General features: G+C 34.8%; 14 protein-coding genes and 1 riboswitch. Of the genes, 9 read left to right on the top strand and 5 right to left on the bottom strand.

What is annotated here, in order from left to right; translation table 11 throughout:
- Positions 1-15: 15 nt before the first annotated feature.
- From ACH6CY_RS01945 to ACH6CY_RS01935, 3 genes are all read right to left on the bottom strand, one after another.
- Positions 16-621: a YpmS family protein gene (locus ACH6CY_RS01945; RefSeq protein ID WP_374065548.1), complete on the bottom strand. Its 606-nt coding sequence runs from the start codon at positions 619-621 to the stop codon at positions 16-18.
- A 30-nt stretch (positions 622-651) separates the two neighbouring features.
- Positions 652-1,578: an SGNH/GDSL hydrolase family protein gene (locus ACH6CY_RS01940; protein ID WP_374065547.1), complete on the bottom strand. Its 927-nt coding sequence runs from the start codon at positions 1,576-1,578 to the stop codon at positions 652-654.
- Between the two features lie 219 nt (positions 1,579-1,797).
- Positions 1,798-3,447, bottom strand: coding sequence for an O-acetylhomoserine aminocarboxypropyltransferase/cysteine synthase family protein (locus tag ACH6CY_RS01935; protein WP_374065546.1), 1,650 nt, complete (start codon positions 3,445-3,447; stop codon positions 1,798-1,800).
- Positions 3,448-3,554: 107 nt separating this feature from the next.
- Positions 3,555-3,663, bottom strand: a riboswitch (SAM riboswitch).
- Between the two features lie 8 nt (positions 3,664-3,671).
- Between ACH6CY_RS01935 and ACH6CY_RS01930 the strand changes: the two genes are divergently transcribed.
- The 5 genes from ACH6CY_RS01930 (at position 3,672) to ACH6CY_RS01910 (ending at position 9,668) form a co-directional block, all read left to right on the top strand.
- Complete coding sequence (locus ACH6CY_RS01930; RefSeq protein ID WP_374065545.1) at positions 3,672-4,286, top strand: Hsp20/alpha crystallin family protein; 615 nt, start codon at positions 3,672-3,674, stop codon at positions 4,284-4,286.
- Between the two features lie 107 nt (positions 4,287-4,393).
- On the top strand, positions 4,394-5,833 hold the full coding sequence (cls, locus tag ACH6CY_RS01925; RefSeq protein ID WP_374065544.1) for a cardiolipin synthase: 1,440 nt from the start codon (positions 4,394-4,396) through the stop codon (positions 5,831-5,833).
- An 18-nt stretch (positions 5,834-5,851) separates the two neighbouring features.
- On the top strand, positions 5,852-6,382 hold the full coding sequence (locus ACH6CY_RS01920) for an acyl-CoA thioesterase (protein ID WP_374065542.1): 531 nt from the start codon (positions 5,852-5,854) through the stop codon (positions 6,380-6,382).
- A 117-nt stretch (positions 6,383-6,499) separates the two neighbouring features.
- Complete coding sequence (locus ACH6CY_RS01915; RefSeq protein ID WP_374065541.1) at positions 6,500-8,392, top strand: ABC-F family ATP-binding cassette domain-containing protein; 1,893 nt, start codon at positions 6,500-6,502, stop codon at positions 8,390-8,392.
- A 46-nt stretch (positions 8,393-8,438) separates the two neighbouring features.
- Positions 8,439-9,668, top strand: a complete 1,230-nt coding sequence (locus ACH6CY_RS01910) for an aminopeptidase (RefSeq protein WP_374065540.1) — start codon at positions 8,439-8,441, stop codon at positions 9,666-9,668.
- A 200-nt stretch (positions 9,669-9,868) separates the two neighbouring features.
- Here the strand turns inward: ACH6CY_RS01910 and recQ are convergent, their stop codons facing one another.
- Positions 9,869-11,962: a DNA helicase RecQ gene (gene recQ / locus ACH6CY_RS01905; RefSeq protein WP_374065539.1), complete on the bottom strand. Its 2,094-nt coding sequence runs from the start codon at positions 11,960-11,962 to the stop codon at positions 9,869-9,871.
- 189 nt (positions 11,963-12,151) lie between these two features.
- On the opposite strand from recQ, the gene ACH6CY_RS01900 reads away from it, so the two are divergent.
- The 4 genes from ACH6CY_RS01900 to ACH6CY_RS01885 all read left to right on the top strand — a co-directional run bounded on the left by ACH6CY_RS01900 (position 12,152) and on the right by ACH6CY_RS01885 (position 17,571).
- The gene (locus ACH6CY_RS01900) at positions 12,152-14,005 is read left to right on the top strand and encodes a cation:proton antiporter (RefSeq protein ID WP_374065538.1); all 1,854 of its coding nucleotides are present in this window, start codon (positions 12,152-12,154) and stop codon (positions 14,003-14,005) included.
- Between the two features lie 516 nt (positions 14,006-14,521).
- Complete coding sequence (locus ACH6CY_RS01895) at positions 14,522-15,088, top strand: TRAP transporter small permease (protein WP_374065537.1); 567 nt, start codon at positions 14,522-14,524, stop codon at positions 15,086-15,088.
- Positions 15,089-15,171: 83 nt separating this feature from the next.
- Entirely contained in the window at positions 15,172-16,452 is a 1,281-nt protein-coding gene (locus tag ACH6CY_RS01890; protein ID WP_374065536.1) for a TRAP transporter large permease, read from the top strand.
- Between the two features lie 36 nt (positions 16,453-16,488).
- A complete protein-coding gene (locus tag ACH6CY_RS01885) occupies positions 16,489-17,571 on the top strand; it encodes a DctP family TRAP transporter solute-binding subunit (protein ID WP_374065535.1) in 1,083 nt (360 codons plus the stop codon).
- Between the two features lie 50 nt (positions 17,572-17,621).
- Here ACH6CY_RS01885 and ACH6CY_RS01880 read toward each other — a convergent pair whose 3' ends face one another.
- Positions 17,622-18,704 (bottom strand): AI-2E family transporter, encoded by a 1,083-nt coding sequence (locus tag ACH6CY_RS01880; RefSeq protein WP_374065534.1) that lies wholly within the window; start codon positions 18,702-18,704, stop codon positions 17,622-17,624.
- Between the last annotated feature and the right edge of the window lie 273 nt (positions 18,705-18,977).

Here is an 18,977-nt window from a genome sequence, read left to right as displayed (position 1 = left end):
TTTCTTTATAATGCATTAAAATCCTAACGTTTCAGTAGGAACTTTAATCCGAAATGATAATCGATTATTTTCTAAATCAAATTGTTGAATGCGGACATTAAAATTACTTTTAATATCCATTTGTGTTACTGTGACATGAATTCGTTCATTAGCTGGGTCTATGATGATCCATTCAGGTAAATCTACCTGTTTTTCCACATATTCTAATATTTTATTTTTTGGTAGTAACAATAGTCCTAACGACATCTCTTTTTGTTGTAAAATTAAATCACCATTTTCTTGCACAATTGGCTCCATGCTAATGGAGACAGGAATGTCTTTGTTAAAGGCTTGAACAGAACCATGGAATTGAACATCTTCTTCAAATTGAACAGAGTATTTTCCTTTTTTATCATTCAATGCTTCATCTAAATAACCATTGACGAGCTGACTTAAATTTTCTTTACTTGAATGCACAGTAAATTCTGCTCCAGCTTGTTCTTCTGCTGAATGTTCAGGTACAGTTGGCGCTTTTGGAGTAGGTGAAAATAGTAAGATAAATAGTACCATAAAAATAAACAGATTTATGCTTAATAAGCCAATAAATAGCTTTTTCCAATGCCGTTGTGTCTTTTGTTCCATTGTTTACATTAAACACCTTTCTAAAACGAATTATTCTTGTGTTATTTCATTTTGTTGTTCTTTTTCTTTCTTTGCTGTTTCAATAGTAGGTCGAATATAAGTAAGGACGCGCTCACCGATTAAAGTATACCCAGTTGTATTTGGGTGAAAGTTATCATCTGCCAATAAATCAACATTTTTTAATTGAAACAGATCTTTTGTCGGAATGTAATGTAATTGAGGATCATTTAGTGTAAGCTCTCTTCCAGTCTGATTCCAGTTTGTAAGAATAGATTCCAATTCCTCTATATCCTCAAAGTAGCCTTCAAATGGATTGAAAAATCCAATTAAATAAATATTAGCATCAGGACTAAGCTCTAAAATCGTATTAAAAATTGCTTGTAGCCGTGTTTTATAAGCTTTCCTTGCCTGTTCAAACGGCTCTTCTTGAAGATTCATCACATTAGACTTAACGACTTTCATAATGTCATTGGCACCAATGGTCAGTAAAATCATGTCGGCTTTTTCGATAGATGATTGAATATGCTCATCCTCTAATCTTGTAAGTAACTGATCTGATCGATTTCCACGCTTTCCATAATTCTCAATTGTAATCGGATGTGCTTTGTCTGACAAATTGTCTTCGATAACACCAACGTATCCCCCATTGTTTGTCAAGTCCCCAACACCCTGCGTTAAGGAATCACCAATAGCTACTATATTATAATTGTTACGAACAAATAAGCCAATCGTATTTTCTACAGCATTTTTTATACTGGATGAAAAATTGTTTTTTTCACGCTTCATTTCTTCGTCTTTTTCTTGTACTTGTTCAATTACTTGTTTGATGTTTTTTCTTGATTCTATGTTTGCTGTTTCATTTGAATAGTCCGTTTTGAACCAAATAAACAAAACAGTAGCTGTTAACAAAGTAGCTGTTACTCCACCAAAAATAATCCAGCGTTTCTTTTTGCTCATTATGCTCACACCTATTTTAAAAAAATGAATGCTACACTATTCCCGTTTGTTTGTTTTCATAAACCATCGATGTAGAATAGTCTTTACAAAGCATTATTAGTTTATTATATGGCAGTAAACAATGATTTAGCAATAGTTATAACCATTCCGTTTACAGAAATAAATAGACATACCTAAGCAAGGTATGTCTATTTATCAAATAAGTGTATATGTTATGTTTTATCGATTAAGACGAATACGATTTGCCTCTGCAAAAGGGCACCGATTTTCAATGATAATTGAGTCACTACTGTCCGATAGTGTGGATGATTTTTCAAACCAAACAATTGTTGTATCAGTCGGAATCTCTTTAATTAAATTATCTTCTGGTACATACAACACATCAATTGGTTGTTCGTTCTCTGATAAAGGTACAATGTTATAGCCCAATTGGTGAAGCTTAGCTAATGCCTCATCCCCTTCACTTTGTCCAGCAACTACAATATTCTTTAATCGTAAGCCTTCTGCTTCTCTTGCAAATGGTGATGAGAATGCCCATTGAATGGCATCTTCTTCGTTAAATTGAATCGTTGGTTCAGTATTGGTTGCTTTTGCGATTGCTTGATCTAAATCTTGTAAAATATCATCAATAGATTCTAACCCAACAGAAAGGCGAATTAGTTCTTCTGTAACGCCACTAGTCTTTAATTCTTCTTCATTTAATTGTTGATGTGTCGTTGAGGCAGGGTGAATAATAAGTGATTTTGCATCTCCCACGTTCGCTACATGAGACCAAAGTTGAATACTATCAATCACTTTTCTACCAGTATCACGCCCTCCTTTTATTCCAAAGGTAATGATGGAGCCGTATGTTCCTGAAAGATATTTATCAGCTAAATCATGTGAAGGATGAGACGGTAATCCTGGATAGTTGACCCATTCAACTTGAGGGTGTGCCTCTAAGTATGTTGCTATTTTTTTAGTGTTTTCCGAATGTTTGTTCACACGCAAATGTAATGTTTCTAATCCTTGTAAAAAATAAAATGCATTTTGAGGACTTAAAGCAGGACCGATATCGCGCAATAACTGTACACGTAATTTAATTGCAAATGCTGGTGGACCAACATCAATGCCAAACCGTAGACCATTGTAACTATGGTCAGGTTCTATGAATCCTGGAAATTTATCTTGATTCCAGTCGAAGCGTCCACCGTCAACGACAACACCACCTATTGTAGTCCCATGTCCACCAATCCACTTTGTTGCAGAGTGAATTACAATGTCTGCTCCCCAAGTAATCGGTTTGCAACTATAGGGGCTTGCAAATGTATTATCGATGATTAATGGAATATTATTTTCGTGAGCAATAGTTGCTACAGCTTCAATATCGAATATATTTAATGAAGGATTTGTTATGACCTCACCAAAAATTGCTTTTGTTTTATCTGTAATGGCAGATCGAAAGTTGTCTGGGTCTGTTCCATCAACAAACTTCACATTAATACCATATTTGGGTAACGTGTTGGAGAATAAATTATAGGTCCCTCCATATAAGTTGCTATCTGTAATTATTTCATCACCAGATTGTGCAAGGTTTAAAATTGCTAAAGTAATCGCTGAAGCTCCTGATGCTGTTGCCACAGCAGCAACCCCATCTTCAAGTAAAGCAATACGTTGCTCGAAAGCATCTACTGTAGGATTCATGATTCGTGAGTAGATATTTCCTGGTTCTGCTAGAGCAAATAAGTTTTGTGCATGCTCTGTATCACGAAAAACATAAGATGTTGTTTGATAAATTGGTACTGCTCTTGATCCAGTTGTAGGATCAACTTGCTGCCCACCATGTAATAAAGTTGTTTCTGTTCCTTGAACTTGAAAACGTTCTGTCATTGTAAATACCTCCTAGAAATGAATTGAAACATACCCCTATGGAGCAAGAGAAGAAGAAATAAAAAAGCCTCTTCGGTTAAGAAGAGGGCTAAACGCTCGTTTTCCTCCCCTTATCTATCAGATATTAATCACCTGTAGGATTTGGCACCTTTTCAAGAAAACTTGCTGGTTGCCGGGCTTCACTGGGCCTATTCCCTCTGCCACTCTTGATAAGAGATATGTATATGTTAGTAAGGATTATAAGTGAACGAAAAAGATATGTCAATATATTTTTTGAAAAGTCTGGCTTTTTAGTTAGTTTTATTTTTTTGATAACAATTGATAAAAGCAAGCATATATTAATGGTAGCTAAAGTAAGGAAGGTGACCCAAATGGATGAGCAGAATAAAAGGTCCGAATTAGTAGAAGCAGGGCAAGATTTTATTCGGAAAATGGATGATTTATTTTATAATCGACCAAAGAATAATATTTTAAATGCAATCGATTCTTTTTTTCAACAAAAAAGTACTTTACCATCACGCTTGGCCATTGATGTATTTGAAACGGAAACAGAGTGGATTGCACAAGTTGATTTGCCTGGAGTAAAGAGAGATGCTATTCATATTGATACGATTGGTGACCGTCTTAAGATAAGGGTAGATTATAATGAAGAAACAAAAAAGATGGACGACAATAAAAATTATTATCATCGTGAAAGAAAGCATCAATATGCGGAGCGTATCGTACAACTTCCATATTTAGTAGATAAAAAAACAGCAAAGGCATCATTTCGTAATGGCGTATTAGAAGTGCGAGGGCCTAAACAAATAAAATCAAACGATCATCTCGAAATTGATTAGAAGGGGGGAGAACAAAACCCTCCTTTTTTGTTGACAGTCTAAAAAGTAACTATATTTTGACCGTAATGGTATAATGAGTGAATAGGAAGATGGAGGGAGTGGATATATTGGATATAGCGACAATTGTGCTATGGTTTATTCTTTTATTTAATATATTCTTAGCATTTGCGATTGTTTTCTTGGAACGCAAAAATGCGACGTCTGCTTGGGCGTGGCTATTAGTGCTTACGTTCATTCCTTTATTTGGATTTTTCCTTTATTTAATCTTTGGAAGAAAACTGAGTAATAAAAAGTTGTTTATCTGGGATAACAAAAGCAGGCTAGGCGTGCAAAAAGCGGTAGAGGTACAATTGGAGTTAATAAAAGAGGGAAGCTTTCCAATTCCAGAAAATTTAAAAGAATATGAGGACTTATTATATCTACACCTACGAAATGATGATGCTATTTTCACACAAGATAATGAAGTCGAGATATTTACAGACGGGAAGAAAAAGTTTGATGCACTGATTGCTGATATGGAACAAGCAAAAGATCATATTCACCTTATTTATTATATTGTACGAAACGATAACTTAGGACAACGAATTGCAGACACGTTAGCTAGAAAAGCACGTGAAGGTGTGAAAGTACGATTTTTATATGATGATATGGGCTCTAGACGACTCGGAAAAAAATATATAAGAAGGCTAAAAGATGCAGGGGTAGAAGTTGAATCTTTCTTTCCACCACTAATTCCAAAAGTGAATTTTAAAATTAATCATCGGAATCACCGGAAACTAGCTATTATTGATGGGAAAATTGGTTACATTGGTGGATTTAATATTGGTGATGAATACTTAGGTGCTAGCAAAAAATTTGGTTATTGGCGTGATACACATTTAAGAGTTTTTGGTGAATCTGTTCGTAACATGCAAGCCCGTTACATTCTTGATTGGAACCAAGCATCACGACATGATATTTTATATGAAGATAGATATTTTAAATCAGAGCCTAAAGGTGATGTAGGTATTCAGATCGTTTCAAGTGGTCCTGACTCAGAATGGGAACAAATCAAAAATGGTTATATAAAGATGATTATGGAAGCGAAGAAATTCGTTTACATTCAAACTCCTTATTTTATACCAGATGAAAGCTTAGCAGATGCTATTCGGATTTCCGTATTATCTGGTGTGGATGTGCGAGTTATGATTCCGAATAAACCGGATCACCCATTTGTTTATTGGGCAACATATTCTTATGTAGGTGAGCTATTAGAAGCAGGTGCGAAGATTTATATTTATCAACAAGGCTTTTTACATGCAAAAACCATTGTGGTTGATGGTAAAATTGCTTCTGTCGGTACGGCGAATATAGACGTTCGAAGTTTTCGTTTGAATTTCGAAGTGAATGCTTTTCTATATAGTGAAAAAATAGCTAATCAATTGTTGAATGAATATCACAAGGATATCGAAAATTCAACAGAGTTGACATTGTCCGAATATGAAAAACGATCGCTATGGATTCGCTTTAAAGAATCTGTTTCTAGATTAATATCACCAATTCTTTAAACAGAAAGAGGAATGAACATGGAATCTAAACCATCTGTTGCATCATTAAGTGTAAAAAACTCATATGTCCTACCTTCAGATACAAATGGACACGGGACGCTATTTGGTGGACAATTAATGGCATATATTGATGATATTGCAGCAATTAGTGCAATGCGCCATGCTAGAAAGCTCGTTGTAACAGCTTCGATTGATTCTGTTGATTTTTTATATCCAGTCAAAGAAGGAGATACTATCTGTTTAGAAGCATTTGTTACTTATGCTCACCGGACGTCTATGGAGGTTTTTGTTAAAGCTGTAACAGAGAATCTACTAACGGGAAAACGAAAGGTTTGTGCAAACGCATTTCTTACAATGGTAGCGATAGATGAAAATAATAATCCAACAGAAGTGCCTGGGGTGTATCCAGAATCTGAAGAAGAGAAGTGGTTACATCGTGAGGCGAAGGAAAGAGCGAAGATGCGTAAAGAGCGAAGAAAAGCGGCGAAGGAAATGTCAGAGCGGTTTGGTACCTCTTTTCCATGGAATGAAACAAGCCGCTTAAATTAGAACCTGCTCAAAGCTAAAAAAATTCGATATAGCGCAGTGTTAATATACAGGATTTGGTATTTTATATGAGTCTGTATTTTATTGAAAAAGTGTTTTGTATTGTGGAAGGTGATTGTAATGGAAATATTAGCAATTGAAAATATAGTGAAAACATATGGAGACAAGCAATTATTTGATCGTGTGTCTTTTTCTATCTCTAAAAAAGAACGCATTGGACTAATAGGTGTCAATGGCACAGGGAAATCAACATTATTGAAAGCAATTGCTGGACTAGAAGACATAGATCAAGGGAATATACATCACGCAAAAGACTTTCAAATTACATATTTAAAGCAAGATCCAGAGTTGAATGAAGCTGTTACAGTCTTAGAGGAAGTGTTTGCAGGAGAAGCAACGATAATGGTACTGATGAGACAGTACGAACAAGTACGAATAGAGCTAGAAAAACACCCCAATAATCAAGCGATACAACATCAATTTATGCAAATACAGCAACAAATGGATAGACTGGAAGCTTGGGATGCGAATACTACGGCGAAAATGATTTTGACTAAATTAGGCATAACGGCATTTAATCAACCGATACAACAGTTGTCGGGCGGACAAAAGAAACGTGTAGCGATGGCTAAAGCGCTTATCCAACCGGCAGATTTGCTACTATTAGATGAACCAACAAACCATCTAGACAATCAATCCATTGAATGGCTAGAATCTTATTTAAGTCAATATCAAGGTTCTATTATTTTAATTACGCATGATCGCTATTTTCTAAATCGAATTACTAATCGTATCATGGAATTGGATCAAGGGAATTTATACCAATACATTGGGAATTATGAGATGTTTTTAGAAAAGAAAGCAGAACGAGAAGCGCTAAAGAAACAGAACGAACAAAAACATGCGAACACTTTAAAACGTGAGTTAGCATGGCTAAAGCGTGGTGCAAAAGCCCGCACAACGAAACAAAAAGCAAGAATTGGTCGAGTGGAAGAATTAAAACAGGAAACCTTTGATACTTCAGAATCTGTAATTGATTTTCAAGTAGGTACGAAACGTTTGGGGAAAAAAGTATTGGAGTTACACGATGTATCCAAAGCCTACAATGGTATAAAATATATTAACGAGTTTAATGTGCTCGTTACCCCAGATGATCGAGTTGGAATTATTGGTACGAACGGTAGCGGTAAAACGACATTACTACAGTTAATAGCAGGTCATATCAAGCCAGACAGTGGTGAGATAGAAATCGGCAGTACAGTGCATATCGGTTACTACACACAAGATCATAGTGAGATGGATGATAATTTACGAATCATTGATTATATTCGCCAAACAGCAGAAGTGATCCATACAAAAAATGGGGAAACCATTACAGCAGAACAAATGCTAGAACGCTTTTTATTTCCTCGTTCACAACAATGGACTTATATTCGTCGTTTATCTGGCGGGGAACGTAGACGCCTTTATTTATTACAAGTCTTAATGCAAGAACCAAATGTGCTTTTATTAGATGAACCAACAAATGATTTAGATGTGCAAACCTTAAGTGTATTAGAGGATTATCTAGATAGTTTTCCGGGTGTTGTAATCACTGTCTCGCACGACCGATATTTTCTTGACCGTGTGGTAAACCAATTGATTGCTTTTACTTCACCAGGAGAAACCTCGATGTTTTTTGGTAATTATACGGAATATATAGATGATCTTGAGCTAAGCCAGGCAAGTAAAACGAAGGATATAGCCAAGAAAACAGCTCACCACACAAAACCGAAGCGAAAAAAATTATCTTATAAAGATCAAAGAGAATGGGAAAGTATTGAGGAAGAGATTGCAGAATTGGAAGAACAAATAAATGAAATGCAAGAAGCGATCGTTCAAGCTGGAAGTGATTTAGAAAAAGTTCAAACTTTCTATGAAAAACAAACAGAATTAGAAGCATCTTTAGAGCAGAAAATGGAACGATGGGAAGAGTTATCCTTATTAGTTGAAGAAATAGAACAACAAAAGTAGCTTTGTTTTGATGAAATAATATATATATTAATTGGAGGTAAGGATAGTGGCAGATATACAAATGCAAGAAAAATATGCAGAACTGGCTTTACAAACAGGTGTTAATTTACAAAAGGGTCAAGCATTAATGATTAATTCATCCATTGAAGGAGCAGATTTTACACGAATTGTAGTACGTAAAGCATATGAATTAGGTGCAAAAGACGTATTGGTTAATTGGGAAGATGATACGATCACTTTATTAAAGTATCAGCATGCACCAGAGGAAGTCTTAACTGACATTCCAGCATGGCAAGTGGAGAAATATTTGGCTTTTGCGAAAGACGGTGCGGCTTTGTTATCGATTCGTTCAACAAATCCAGATTTATTAAAAGATGTTGATCCTGCAAAAGTAGCCAAAACACAAAAAGCTGCAAGTGAAGCAATGAAAGAGTTCCGTAAATATACGATGAATGATCGAATTGCATGGTCAATTATTTCTATCCCAACAGGTGATTGGTCTCAAAAGATATTCCCGGGTAAATCACAAGAAGATGCTAAAGAAGCTTTGTGGGAACAAATTTTTAAAATTGTACGTGTTGATCAAGCTGATCCGGTTTCTGCTTGGGATGAACACAACAAAAACCTTAAAGCTGCACGTGAAGTATTAAATAAAAAACAATACAAAGCTTTACTATTTAAAGCGCCTGGTACAGATATTCGTTTTGATTTACCAGAAGGACATATTTGGAAAGGTGGTGCAGCAGAAACTACTGATGGTAATCCATTTAATCCGAATATGCCAACCGAAGAAGTATTTACATTACCGCATAAATATGGTGTTAACGGTATAGTAACAAGTACAAAACCATTAATTTATGGTGGAAACATGATTGATAATTTCGCTCTAACTTTTAAAGATGGAAAAGTAGTTGATTTCAAAGCAGAGCAAGGTTATGAAACGTTAAAGCATTTATTAGAAACGGATGAAGGGGCTAGCCGTTTAGGAGAACTTGCACTAGTGCCACACGCATCACCTATTTCTCAATCAGGATTAATTTTTTACAATACTTTGTATGATGAGAATGCTTCTTGCCACATTGCACTAGGAAAAGCCTATCCAACCAGTATTGCGGGTGGATCAGACATGGATGAAGATGAATTAGATAAACATGGTGTGAATGATAGTTTAACACACGTCGACTTCATGATCGGTTCAGGAGAATTGGATATTGATGGAGTAAAAGCTGATGGTGGAACAGAAGCGGTATTCCGCAAAGGAGCTTGGGCATTTTAAAATAAATATCGTGTAGTCAAAAGAATTGGGAGAAACTAAATAATAAGAAACAGGAAGCGAACGTAAATTCTAAAATATGAATTATCGTTCGCTTCTTATTTGGAGCTAATTATTTAGCCGTGAAAATATGCAATCATTCTTCGAAAATAAAAGGCCTTTTCTTCATGCGATGTATCGCTATCTCAGCATGCATCAAATAATTAAAGTAATTTATTCTTTATTAATACGCCACGAATCATTGCATAGCTATAAGCTTCCCCTAACTTTTCTTTTAATGCTTTTAGCTTAGGTTCAGTTAATTCAGCTTGAGCAGTTAGTATTGCTTGTTCTTGCATTTCAGAAAAGAATTTATCCCACTCCAATTTATAACCTTCTTGAAAGCATTGATATAAATGATTCATTATCGTTTGTTCTTTGACCTCTCTCATTTGTGCAATTTCCTCAAGTGTATATCCTGCTTGATCTAGTTCATAGCTAATCAAATGACTTGGCTTTTTATCGTGCTTATTTGTTTGATTCGCTGTTGTCCATGTGTTGATTTCATTGATAAACGCTTCGCCATATTGTTGATATTTTTTCTCCCCGACTCCTTTAATACTTAGCATGGCCTGCTTTGTTTTTGGGAGGTAGGTACTCATTTCTTTTAATGCTACGTCTGAGAATAAAATATATGGTGGAACGCCTTGCTGGTCGGCTATTTTCTTTCGTAATATTCGTAATGCTTCAAACAATCCTTTATCATAGTCGCTAGATACTTGCTGTTTGACGCTAGTCTGTTTCATCCATATTTTTTGATTTCCTCTTAGAACAGCTTCTGCATGCTTTGTTAATTGTAATGTTGGATAACGTTGATCACCGGTCGATAAATAGCCTTCTGCTACTAAATAATGAATAAAATTAGTAATTCTTTTTTCTGTTTCTTTCTCCATTAATCCATAAGTAGATAACGTTTCAAAGCCAAATTGTTTTATTTTTTTATCTTTTGATCCTTTCAGTACTTTGGCAGTAAGACCTGCACCAAATCGTTCTCCCATTCGTTTCACGCACGATAAAACCATTTGTGCCTCTCGAGTTGTATCGGTCTGCTCGCCACTTTGTTGACAATTACTACAATTTTCACAACCGTCTTTTAAAGAATCATCATGAAAATATTGTAACACAAACTGTTGTAAACAACTGGAAGTATGGCAATAATTGATCATGGATTGTAGTTTTTTGTATTCTTGCGTTTTTTTGTCGGTATCCATTAAAGATTGTTCGATTAGAAATTTTTGCAAATGAATATCTTGACCAGAAAATAGCAAAATACAATCACTTGGTTCTCCGTCACGCCCTGCCCGCCCTGCCTCCTGATAATAGGATTCAATATTCATTGGTAATGCGTAATGAATCACGTAGCGAACGTTTGATTTATCAATTCCCATACCAAAAGCATTAGTGGCAACCATAATAGTAGCCTCTTCTTGAATAAAACGATTTTGTTCTTGCTGCCGTAATTGTTCACTTAGTCCAGCATGATAACTTGCTACAGCATATCCTTTTTGTTTCAGTAAAGAAGATAAGGAATCGACTTGCTTTCGTGTTGGAGCATAGATAATACCTGATTCATGTTTATGTTCAGCTAAATAGCTTTTTAGAAAGGTTTGTTTATCTTGTCCCTTAATAACATGAAACGAAAGATTTTTTCTTGCAAAACCTGTATTAACAACTGCGTTATCTGTTACAGCTAGTAATGTTTGAATGTCTTGAATAACTTCTTTTGTTGCAGTTGCTGTTAATCCCATTACAAAAGGTAGGTTTGGTAACGTTGAAATAGTAGAAACAATGGAACGATAACTTGGACGAAAGTCATGTCCCCATTGAGAAATACAATGTGCTTCATCAAACGCGAGAAATGATAGCTTGATCTGTTTAATAATTGCTAAAAACTGCGGATGATCAAATCGCTCTGGTGCAACATAAATAAATTGATACACTCCATGTTGAAGAGAAGTAAGACGTTTTTGTTGTTCAGCGCTTGATAATGAGCTATTTATGTAAGTAGCGCTAATTCCAAGGTTTTCTAAAGCATCTACTTGATCCTTCATAAGCGAAATCAAAGGGGAGACAATAATAGCTGTTCCTTTTAAAATTAACCCGGGAATCTGATAACAAATTGATTTCCCACCGCCTGTTGGCATGATACCTAAAGTGTTTTTTTTCTGTACTATATGTGAAATAACGTCCTCTTGACCAGGTCGAAACGAATCAAAACCATAATATTCCTTTAATGCTTTTTTTGCTTGATCTAACATAAATATTCATCCTTTTTGAGTGCATACTATCCTTTTAATGATAACGTATTGCGCTTTATGTAGAAAGTATAGTTATTTAAAAATTTACAAAAAGAATAAAAATTCTTGATTTACATGAGAGCCAACTACCAGTAAACTAACGTTATACTATTTTCGCTTTAATTAACAGGCCGAAAGGGGGAGAAGACAGTGATAGATTCATTTTTATTAGAGTTTATGATTATTGGTTTGCTCGGTGTTGGATCACAATGGATCGCTTGGCGTTTTCGTTTACCAGCGATTGTCGTTATGTCCATTATTGGATTGTTAGCAGGTCCCATGTTTAATCTGATTCGTCCAGAACAAGATTTTGGTGATTTATATAGTCCGTTTATTTCAGTCGCGGTAGCAATTATTTTGTTTGAAGGAAGTCTAAACTTGAATTTCAAAGAGGTATCAGGCCTTGGTAAACCTGTGTTTCGAATTGTGACATGGGGAGCTTTTATTAGTTGGATGCTTGGTTCTTTAACTGCGCATTATATTGCGGGATTATCCTGGGAAGTTTCTTTTGTTATAGGTGCGATCTTTATTGTGACAGGTCCAACGGTTATACTGCCATTGCTACGTCAATCAAAATTGAAACCGCGCCCTGCAAAAATATTGAAATGGGAAGGTATCATTGTTGACCCCTTTGGAGCATTGCTTGCTGTATTTGCTTTTGAAATTATTGTGTTCTTCACAGGAGAGGAGTCAACGATCTACTCTCTGTTATACTTCATTTTAGCATCTATATTTGCTGTAGCTTTAGGGTTTGTGTTCGGTAAATTAATTGGAAAATATTTCGAAGAGGGCCGTATTCCGGAATATTTAAAATCTTCGACTGTTTTAATAGCGGTTATTGCTTGTTTTACTATTGCAGATGAAATAGCACATGAAACAGGTTTGCTTGCTGTAACTGCAATGGGCATGACCTTAGCTAACATGGGTATTGCCTCAATTAGACAGATGCGTCACTTTAAAGAAGATATTTCCATATTGCTTGTATCAGCAATATTTATTATGTTGACAGCATCTTTAACAAGAGAAACCTTGGTGCAAGTATTTCAACCGGAAATTATTGCCTATGTACTGCTTATGTTATTTCTTGTACGACCATTGTCTATTTTCTTATCAACGATTCGAACAGATCTAAAGATTCAAGAAAAAATATTAATCGGTTGGATTGCTCCACGTGGAATTGTTGCATTAACGGTAGCTAGTTATTTTGCCTCTGTTTTAACAGAAGGTGGTTACGAAGGTGCTGAAATAGTCACATCTATCACATTTGCACTTGTATTCTTTACTGTTTGTGCCCATGGTTTTTCTATCGGATGGCTTGCTAAAAAACTTAACCTATCCTCAAAGGGGAAACCAGGCGTATTAATGGTAGGAAGTAACCAGTTTTCTGTTTCATTAGCAAATGTAATGAAAAAATTAGATATTCCTATTCTTATTACTGACTCTTCATGGGAAAGGTTACATAAAGCACGTCAAGCGGGGATACCGTTTCACTATGGTGATATTTTATCAGAGCAAACAGAATATATGATAGATATGACGCCATACGATTATTTAGTAGCAGCAACTGAATATGATGCATATAATGCACTTGTCTCTTCAACATTTGTCCCAGAATTCGGAAGAAAAGATGTTTACCGTTTGTCTATTCAACGAAACAGTGGAGATAATTTAGAAGATATGGATCATACTATCGGAGGAAGAGTGCTATTTGATGAAAAATTTGCTTTCGATGATTTAACACATAAAGTTGAAATTGGTTATGTGTTTCGGAAAACAACACTTACTGAACAGTACTCATTTGATAATTATATGACTAACTGTGAGTCAAGTACTGTATTACTGTTTACCCTTAAACAGAATGGTGTCATTCAATTCTTTACAGAAGATGCAACTGTGAGACCAGTAGTTGGAGACATCGTTGTTTGTTTAACACCTCCGAGCAAAGAATTTGGAAAAATAAAAGATAAGATAGAAGAACAACGTAAACAAAAAAACAATAAATAAATGACATGTTACAACAATCATGCCATACAGGAATTAAAAACCGAACACTGAAGAATGGATGTTATAAATTCAGAAGTGTTCGGTTTTTAATGATTACTAATCTCATTTATCTAAGTTTATTTTTTTAAAAAAAATTGTAGGTTTTATATGATAACACACGGGTATGTAAAAAATGGGTATGTAAACATATATATAAGCGTGGACTTTCAATGTAAGTGAAAGGGTGTGCACATATCTTTTTAGTCTAAAAAGCTAATATTAATTATAAGATTATGTTATAAGGAAGTGATACATTCGAAGGCTATTGCAGAAGCTATTTTAAAGTATTTGCTAAGAATAGAGAGTATTTTAGCCTATAAATACATAAAGCTAAATCATTTGTTTCTAAGACGTTAATATGTAGTAAAATTCCAAATAATTCGTTTTAATCCTGTTTGTTAACAAATTAAGGTTAATTTATACTAGACTTACTGTGAAAAAATTGAGGCAGCTTTTGGAAGAGGAGGATCTGGTTCATTGAAAATTATTAGAGCAATGGATAATTTCTTATTAAAAATAGAAGAAATTATTTTAAGCTACTCCGTTATTTTAATAGCAATCATGGTTGTAGGAAATGTACTTAGCAGAGCAATCACTGGTTCAAGTTGGGTTTTCTCTGCTGAAATTAGTTTATTTGCTGTAACTATTGCTACATTTATGGGAATTAGTTATGCAGCAAGAAAAGGGCGTCATATTAGTATGTCAGCATTTTATGATTTAGCTCCTTACCCCGTTCGAAAAGCTTTAGCTATTCTCATTCCTTTCGTTACTGCAATCGTACTCTTTGTAGTAGCATACTATTCATATCTATATGTTGTGTCTGTACATGAAAGTGGTACAGTAACTGCCGCATTACAATTACCAGCAACATACATGTTAATCTTTATTCCTATCGGGCTATTATTAGGAGGTATTCAATACTTACGTAATATGTGGGTAAATCTAGTGAATAAAGATATCTATTTAGGGACAGATGTGAAAGATTATAATGATGAAGATAAAGAAAGTCGAAAACAAGATATGGAAGATCAAATTCATGTCTAAATAACAATTGTCATGTTAGTAACTTAACAACTACATACAAATAACTAGTAAGCAAAGAAAATCGTTATAGAAAGGATAACATTATGTTAACGACACTATTGACTATTATGGTCGTCTTATTATTATTAAACTTTCCTATGATGATTCCTTTAATTGCTGCACCATTAGTGGTGATGCTGATTTTTTTTCCAATGATGGATCCCATGCTGATGATGCAGCAATTAAAAACAGGAATCGAGTCATATGTACTATTAGCGGTGCCATTATTTATCTTCGCAGCTGACATCATGACTACAGGGAAAACCTCAAATAGATTATTAGATTTTATTGGTTCATTCGTTGGTCATATTAGAGGTGGATATGCCATTACAACTTCAGCAGCCTGTACGTTATTTGGTGCTATTTCAGGATCAACCCAAGCGACAGTTGTTGCAATAGGAACACCGATGCGTCAACGACTATTAAAAGCAGGGTATAAAGATTCTAGTGCGATTGCACTTATTATTAATTCTTCTGATATTGCGCTGCTTGTACCACCAAGCATAGGCATGATTATGTATGCATTAGTATCTGGTACTTCTGTTGGGGATCTTTTTTTAGCAGGTATTATTCCAGGGACACTGGTTTTTTTATGTTTTGCTATCTATAGTTATCTTCATGCAAGAATACATGATATTCCTCTTGCTGATAAAAAAACATGGGCAGAGCGTTGGAAATTTACGAAAAAAGCATTATTGCCACTAGGCTTTCCGGTTATTGTTATCGGAGGACTTTACTCCGGCCTATTTGGACCAACAGAAGCCGCTGGTGTATCTGTGTTTTATGCTTTTATTTTAGAAGTAGTGGTATTTCGTTCGATTAAATTGAGGGATATACCAAACGTAGCTTTGTCGACAGGATTAGTAACCTCAGCGGTATTTGTGTTGGTTGCAGGCGGGCAAGCATTTACTTGGTTAATTTCATTTGCTAGAATTCCTCAGCAAATTACTGAAACAGTATTAGGTACTGATCCAAGTAAATTATTTGTACTCTTAATGGTTTCATTATTTTTCTTTATTGGGTGTATGTTTGTGGACCCAATCGTAGTTATTTTAGTATTAACACCAATTTTTATGCCATCTGCTCAAGCGGCGGGAATTGATCCAGTGCACTTGGGGATCATTGTCACTTTTCAAGCTGCATTAGGATCCGCCACACCACCTTTTGGGGTGGACATCTTTACAGCTAGTGCTGTTTACCAAAAATCGTATTTAGATGTTATTCGGGGAACTCCTCCGTTTATTATCATGTTACTTGCAGTTGGTATCTTGTTAATTTTAGTTCCAGATATTTCACTTGCTTACCGTTGGTTCCTACCATCATAAGTAGTGATGTCATATATAATAAAAAAACAGGAGGTAATGAACATTTTTAACAAAAAACATTTTTATGGTTTATTTACAATTTTAATACTTAGCTTTTTATTAGTTGCTTGTGGCGGTAAAGACGATGATGCCACAAGTGGTAGTAAAGATGGAGAAGGATCAGAATATAGTCAAGATACATGGAAATTTGTCACAGAAGAAGTTGCTGGTCAAGTACAATATGAATATGCTGCAGAATTTGCAAAACGTGTTAGTGAAAAAACAAATGGTGCTATTACAGTTGAGCCATATGAATACGGTGGCTTAGGAAGTGAAAGTGACCAAGTAGAAATGTTGCAAAATGGTGGCGTTCAAATGGCTGTTATGTCACCAGGATTTACAGGTGGTATGGTGAAAGAAGGGCAGATCTTTGCACTTCAATACCTATTTCCTGATAGTGTGGAAAAAACACAAGAAATTTTAACGAATAGTGAGGCATTAAATACAGATTTGCGTAAACGATATGAAGAATATGGTATCTCTCCATTAGCTTTCTGGACAGAAGGTGCGACGCAATGGACTAGCTCTACACCAATTAAAAAACCAGAAGACTTTAATAACTTCAAAATGCGCACACAAGAATCTCCTTTAATTTTAAAATCATACGAAGCATATGGTGCTGATCCAACACCAATGAGCTGGAGCGAACTATACACTGCGTTGGATAACGGCACAGTTGAAGGCCAAGAAAACCCAATTTTCTTTATTGGAGATGCTTCATTCCATGAAGTACAAGATTATATGACAATCTCGAATCACAATAACTACGTAGCAATGACTACAGTTAATACTGACTGGTATGAAAGTTTAGGGGAAGCAGAACAGAAACTAATTGATGAAACAGTAGAAGAAATGAGGTCTTGGACATTTGATGAACAACAGCGTCAAAATGACAAGTTCTTAGAAGAAATCAAAAATGATACAGATAATCCAACAGAAGTTATTGAATTAACAGAAGAAGAACGTGAAGCATTCAAAGAGTTAGCTTTACCCGTACGTGATTTCTATCGTGAAAATGTTTCAACAGTAGATGGTGAAATTCTAGATAAGTTAGTGAAGGAAATCGAAGAAGTACAATAATTAAAAAAAATCGAGCCAGTGCAGGCTCGATTTTTTAATGCTGAGATATGTTAAATAATATCTTTTTCATCAGCAGGTTGACGTTCTTTCCACTCGTTGTAAAAGTGTGAGGCAATTGTTTTGATAACGGCATATGCTGGTATGATGAATAGCAAACCTAGAAAACCAGCAATACCACCAGCAGCTAAGATTAAAGTAATCACCGTTAAAGGATGAATTTTTAATACTTTACCCATTACATTAGGTGAGATAAAATTACCTTCTATTTGTTGCGCTATAATCATTACTACTGCAGCCCAAACCCCTAACATTGGCTCTTGAAAGAAACCAACAATAACTGCGGGGACAGCGGATAGAAATGGCCCTACAAATGGAATCAAGTTCATTACAATACTAAATAAAGCAAGTGTTAAAGAATACGGCAAATCAATAATTAGATAGCCGATATATAACATAATCCCAACGCACAAACTAACAATGAATTGCCCTTGAATGAATGAAGCCAAAGTATGGTTAATATCACTAGCTAATTTTCTTAGACTGTTTGATTTATTTTCACTAAGAAACTGTGTAATAAAAGGGATGAATTTATCCCCATCTTTTAACATGAAGAATAAGAAAAACGGGATCAAAAAGAATGAGAAAACAAATCCGAAAATTTGAGCAACGGTATCCACTAAAGCCCCAGTGATATTTTCCGCATAAGTCATTAAATTATTTGTTATGTTTTGAATCGTTTCTTCAAATTGTTTTGGGATATAGCTTTGACTATTTTGCCATAGATTAATTAATTCTTCTGCATTACGAACCATATTTGGCACACTATTTACTAATTTATTAAATTGTTGTTGTACAATAGGTGCAACGAAATTAATTCCAAAAAAGAGTATACCTATTATTAACAGAAATACGATTAAAATACCCAAAATACGTGGTACTTTGTATTTTTCTAATAAATTAACGATCGGGTTAGTTATGTAAAAAATTAATCCTGCTCCAATGATCGGAACAGCTATTGCGGCAATATAAGCAGCTACAGGAGCAAAAATAAAGTTTGTAATAGAAATTAAATAAATTAATAAAAATATTAAAATGGCTGTAACAAGAATTCTGGTACTCTTCTTTTGTAACAAGCAGTTCAACACCTTTCTATTTGTACAGGTAATATTAGGATAGCATAAATTGAGCAAGAAGAGTATATTTTTATTATTTCAAATTAAATTGTTTATTTTTCAACTATTTAATCAAATTACTAGCCATGAATTAAATTTTTATCATGTGTATATTTAATAAGTTTTTTGTTGAAAAAGGGATGTATGAAGCGAAGTTATCATTATTGAACTTGAGCTGTCCTATATTGAGTCAAAAAACTTGACATCATTTTCTTCTTCTTTTAGTATAATACA

It is taken from the genome of Paraliobacillus sp. JSM ZJ581 (genome assembly GCF_044383835.1).
Taxonomy (GTDB): Bacteria; Bacillota; Bacilli; order Bacillales; family Amphibacillaceae; genus Paraliobacillus.
Note: the sequence above shows the minus strand (reverse complement) of the source record. Positions and strands in the feature narration are given on the sequence as shown.